Annotated in this window: 5 protein-coding genes; 2 read left to right on the top strand and 3 right to left on the bottom strand. The window is 72.7% G+C overall.

The features are described from left to right. Positions 1–117: 117 nt before the first annotated feature. The 3 genes from HY68_RS19695 to HY68_RS19685 all read right to left on the bottom strand — a co-directional run bounded on the left by HY68_RS19695 (position 118) and on the right by HY68_RS19685 (position 2,249). Positions 118–516, bottom strand: coding sequence for a DUF3040 domain-containing protein (locus HY68_RS19695; RefSeq protein WP_041990674.1), 399 nt, complete (start codon positions 514–516; stop codon positions 118–120). A 274-nt stretch (positions 517–790) separates the two neighbouring features. After that, entirely contained in the window at positions 791–1,576 is a 786-nt protein-coding gene (locus tag HY68_RS19690; RefSeq protein WP_107070108.1) for a methyltransferase, read from the bottom strand. A gap of 133 nt (positions 1,577–1,709) precedes the next feature. Further along, the gene (locus tag HY68_RS19685) at positions 1,710–2,249 is read right to left on the bottom strand and encodes an SAV_6107 family HEPN domain-containing protein (protein WP_041990670.1); all 540 of its coding nucleotides are present in this window, start codon (positions 2,247–2,249) and stop codon (positions 1,710–1,712) included. 522 nt (positions 2,250–2,771) lie between these two features. Here HY68_RS19685 and HY68_RS19680 point away from each other — a divergent pair. Together HY68_RS19680 and HY68_RS19675 are read left to right on the top strand one after the other, a co-directional pair. Then, positions 2,772–3,383: a DUF4126 domain-containing protein gene (locus HY68_RS19680; protein ID WP_041990668.1), complete on the top strand. Its 612-nt coding sequence runs from the start codon at positions 2,772–2,774 to the stop codon at positions 3,381–3,383. A gap of 10 nt (positions 3,384–3,393) precedes the next feature. Next, positions 3,394–4,332: NAD(P)/FAD-dependent oxidoreductase (locus tag HY68_RS19675; protein ID WP_198533307.1), on the top strand; the 939-nt coding region annotated here is incomplete at its 3' end.

The raw sequence follows: 4,332 nt of genomic DNA, 5'->3' as shown, positions 1-4,332 counted from the left end.
GACGCGTATCGCGTCCGCCCCTCAGCCGTACGGTCTCTGTTCGCCGGGCTCTGTTCGTCCGGCTCTGTTCGTCCGTCCGGCGCTGACTGCTATCTGTCCGGATTCGATCTGCCGGGCTTACTGGCCCTGTTCGTCACGGCGGCGCTGCCACCGCTCCTCGATCCGGTTCATCACCGAACGACGTGGTTTGGGTTGTCGGCGGCCGGCCGGGGGGCCGCCACCGGCGGCCTGTTGCTCACCGGGCTTGGGCGCCTTGCGCCAGCCGGTGACCGCCAGGACCGCGCAGCCCAGCATGACGAGAAACCCCACCACGCTGACCCAGATCTGCTGGGCGACCATTCCAGACATGAGGAGCGCGATACCCACCAGGAAGCCTGCGACCGCCTGATAGACCCGTCGCCGGGTGTATGTACGCAGCCCGCTTCCCTCAAGCGCTGTCGCGAACTTGGGATCTTCGGCGTACAGCGCTCGCTCCATTTGCTCGAGCATTCGCTGCTCGTGCTCCGAGAGCGGCACGGAGTCCTCCTAGTCGTCGGTCGCGGGGGGCGACCGGTATGCGGCCCCTTCAAGAATAGGCAGGGATTCGCCCCCGTGAAACCCGCCCTCAACGCCATTTAGCCATTCCGGGCCGCCATGCGGGCTCGGCTGCTGAGGCGTTGATTCCCCAACGACCGATCCGTCATGCCGGATGGTGTACCCCGATCATACGGCGCGAAGCGCGCTACCGGGTGGCCTGTGGCGGACTGCATGCGCCGCTGCACCGCTGATCAAGCAGCCGATCAGCGGTCCGTCAGGTCCGCTTCTCGCCCAGGACGTGCAGCTGGGTGGCGATGGAGTGGAACGAAGGCAGCTCGGCCGCGGCGGCCTCCAGCCTCAGCAGGGCGTCCAGGGCGCCCGGCTGGGTGTCCACGAGACCCCCGGGGACCAGGTCGGCGAAGACCCGGACGCCGTGCACGGAGGCGACGTCGAGACCGGCCGCCGCCACCAGTCCGGTGAGCTGTTCGGCGCTGAACCGCCTGGGCACCGGGTCGCCCTCGCCCCAGCGCCCCGCCGGGTCGGTGAGCGCCTGCCGGGCCTCGTTGAAGTGACCGGCCAGCGCCCTGGCGAGCACGGCGCCGCCGAGGCCCGCGGCGAGCAGGCTGAGGGCCCCTGCGGGGCGCAGGGCGTCCACGGCGTTGCGCACGCCCTCGGCCGGGTCGTCCACGTACTCCAGGACGCCGTGGCACAGCACGGCGTCGAAGCCGCCGCGCTCGACGACGTCGAACAGGCCGAGGATGTCGCCCTGGACACCGCGGACCCGCTCGGCGACGCCGGCCTCGGCGGCCCTGCGCTCCAGCGCGAAGAGCGCGTTGGGGCTCGGGTCGACGACGGTGACGCGATGGCCGAGCCGGGCGACGGGGACCGCGAAGTTACCGGTGCCGCCGCCGGTGTCCAGCACGTCGAGGCTGTTCTCCTGCGAGACCTTGACCCGGCGGTCGAGGGCGTCCCGCAGGACCTCCCAGACCACGGCGGTGCGGAGAGAACCCCGGGGGCGCGATGGCGTCTCTCCACCGATGACAGGGGAAGGGTCCGACACGGCAGTTGACTCCTCGGCGCGGTGCCGCGCTGGCGGCGGGACAAGAAAGGTGCAGGCTGCCGCCCACCCTATTGCCTCGGCAGGGCCTCCCGGCCCCCTGGAGCGTGCCGCCCTGTCCTCAACCTCGCGGGCGTCACCCGGCGGCGTCGTCCTGCGCGGACTGCTCGGGCCGCGGCGCGGGGAGCACCGGCTCCAGCACCAGGAGCCGCTCGACCAGCCGCAGGAACATGGCGGTGTCCCGCAGCAGATCGTCGGCGTCGCGGCTGCTCGCCGCGCCCTGTATGCCCGCCTCCGCGAGCGCCCTGCGCTGGGCTCCGGAGGCGAACAGGGCGCTCCACTCGGAGAGTTCGGGTGCGATCTCCGGCAGCACCTCCCAGGCGCTGCGGATCCGGCGGCGCCGCTGCGTCGTGGCCTCCGGGCGGCCACGGGCGGCGAGGACGGCCGCCGCGGTGCGCAGCGCGGCGAGGTGGGCGGTGGCATAGCGCTCGTTCGGAGTGGCCAGGGTCGCCGCCTCGTCGAGGCCCGTGCGGGCCTGGGCGAGGAGATCGAGTGCGGCGGGTGGCGCCGTGGCCCGTCGCAGGACGGGGTGGACGTCACCGGGCGGACCGGTCAGTGAGGGGGCAGGGCCGCCTGTCGGTCGCCGGCGTGCGGCGCCGGCGTAGGAGCTGGCCATGACGAACCTCCTGTCGTCGTGTGACGGCGCTGTGGCCGTATGTGTCCATCCTGGGGGCTACCACTGACAATCGGCCTTGACCTGCACCTTTCTCTCGTTTGTCGGCCATACCTGTTCTGTCGGGTGCCCGCTCGGACGGCCGCTACCTGTCGGCAGCACGAACGCCGGTACGGCGGGCTCGTCCTTCCGAGCCCGCCGTACCGGCGTTTCCCCCGTGCCCCCGTTGTCCCCCGTATCCCCCGGGCGTCCCCCGTCGTCCCCCGGTACAGCCGGAGAGCCCGATCCCCCGTGGTCGGCCGGGCCCTCCGGAGTGCACCCCCGTTACGTCGGGGGAGCCGCACCGTTCCGCAGCCCCGTGCCGGCGGTACCGGTGCGCGCGCCCCTTCCGTGGACTCCACTCTTCCGTTCCCACGGCTCGCGGCCTATCCGCGCGGCTACTCATCCGGACGCCTAGGTACCCCTACTCAACCGTGTGTGTCCGACCCCACCCCAGGAGCGGCCCGGCTGGCTACGATCGCGTCCGTGTCCGTACTCCCTCTCATATTCACCAGCGGCTGGGCCAGCGGGATCAACGCCTACGCCGTCGTCCTGCTGTTCGGCGTCTTCGGCGCCACCGGGCTGACCGACGAGGTGCCCGAAGCGCTGCAGCGCCCCGATGTGCTGATCGCCGCCGGCGTGCTGTTCCTCTGCGAGGCGGTGGCGGACAAGATCCCGTACGTCGACTCGCTCTGGGACTCGGTGCACACCGTGATCAGACCCGTGGCGGGCGCCGTGGTCGGGGCGCTGCTGGCCGGGCAGAGCGGCTCGGTCCCCGAGCTGGCCGCCGGCGCGGTCGGCGGCTCCACGGCGCTGGTCAGCCATCTGGTGAAGGCCGGGACCCGGATGGCGATCAACACCTCCCCCGAACCGTTCAGCAACGTCATCATGTCCACGACCGAGGATCTGGGCGTCGCCGGGATCATCACCTTCGCGATCTTCCATCCGGTCGGCGCCGCCGTCGTGGCGGGCACGCTGCTGGTGCTCGGCACCGTCACCGCGCTGTTCCTCGTGTCGCGGATCCGGGCGTTCCTGCGGCGCAGGGCGCAGCGCAGGGCGGAGCGACGCGCGGGACAGGCTGTCGGTCCCCCCGTCTAAAATCACGGGCATGGCGGGGATTGTGGTGATCGGCGCCGGGATGGGCGCCATGGCGGCGGCCGCCCGGCTGGCCGTGGCGGGCCACCAGGTGACGGTGTACGAGCGCGCGGCGACGTACGGCGGCTCGGTCGGCAGGTTCGAGCGGGACGGCTTCGTGTTCGACACGGGGCCGGGGCTGCTGCATCTGCCCGCCGTCTACCGCGACTTGTTCGTGAAGACGGGCAAGGAGCCGCTGGAGCGGTGCGTCGAGCTCGGCGCGGTTGACCCGGCGAGCCGGCATGTCTTCGCCGACGGCGCCGACGTACTCCTGCCGAACGCGTCCCGGGCCGGTGTCGTCACCGCCCTGGACGGGGCCCTGGGCGCGGGCGCCGGTGAGCGCTGGGCGGACTTCCTCGGCCGCGCCAGGGACGCGTGGGAGCGGTCGAGGCGGCCCCTGTTGGAGGAGCCGCTGTGGCCGGATCACCAGGTGCTCGGCCGCGACCCGTATCCGGCCGTGCCCAGGAAGCGGCTGATGCGCGGTGCCAGGCTGGCCTCCACCGTCGCCGAGATCGGCGCCTGGGAGCTGACGGACCCCCGGCTGGCGGCCCTGCTCGACGGGTACGCGCTGGCGTACGGGCTCGATCCGCGCGGCGCACCGGCGAGCGCCGCCGTGCTGCCGTATCTGGAGCAGACCTTCGGCAGCTGGTATGTGCGCGGCGGGATGCGGGAGTTGGCCCGCGCGGTGTACGAGCGGTGCGTGGCCCGCAAGGTGCGGTTCGTCTTCGACGCCGAGGTGACCCGGATCGTGGAGAAGGACGGAGCGGCCGTGGGCGTCGAGCTGGCCGACGGGACGGTCGCCGAAGCCGACCAGGTGGTGGCCGGGGTCGCCCCCGCCGCCCTGGTGGAGTCGGCGCTGTGGGCGGACGGCGACGTACGGCCTGCGGACGCGGCGGACCCGACGGCGGCGGCC

This window comes from Streptomyces sp. AcH 505 (assembly GCF_000818175.1).
In the GTDB taxonomy this organism is placed as follows: domain Bacteria; phylum Actinomycetota; class Actinomycetes; order Streptomycetales; family Streptomycetaceae; genus Streptomyces.
This window is presented reverse-complemented; position numbering and strand designations above follow the sequence as displayed.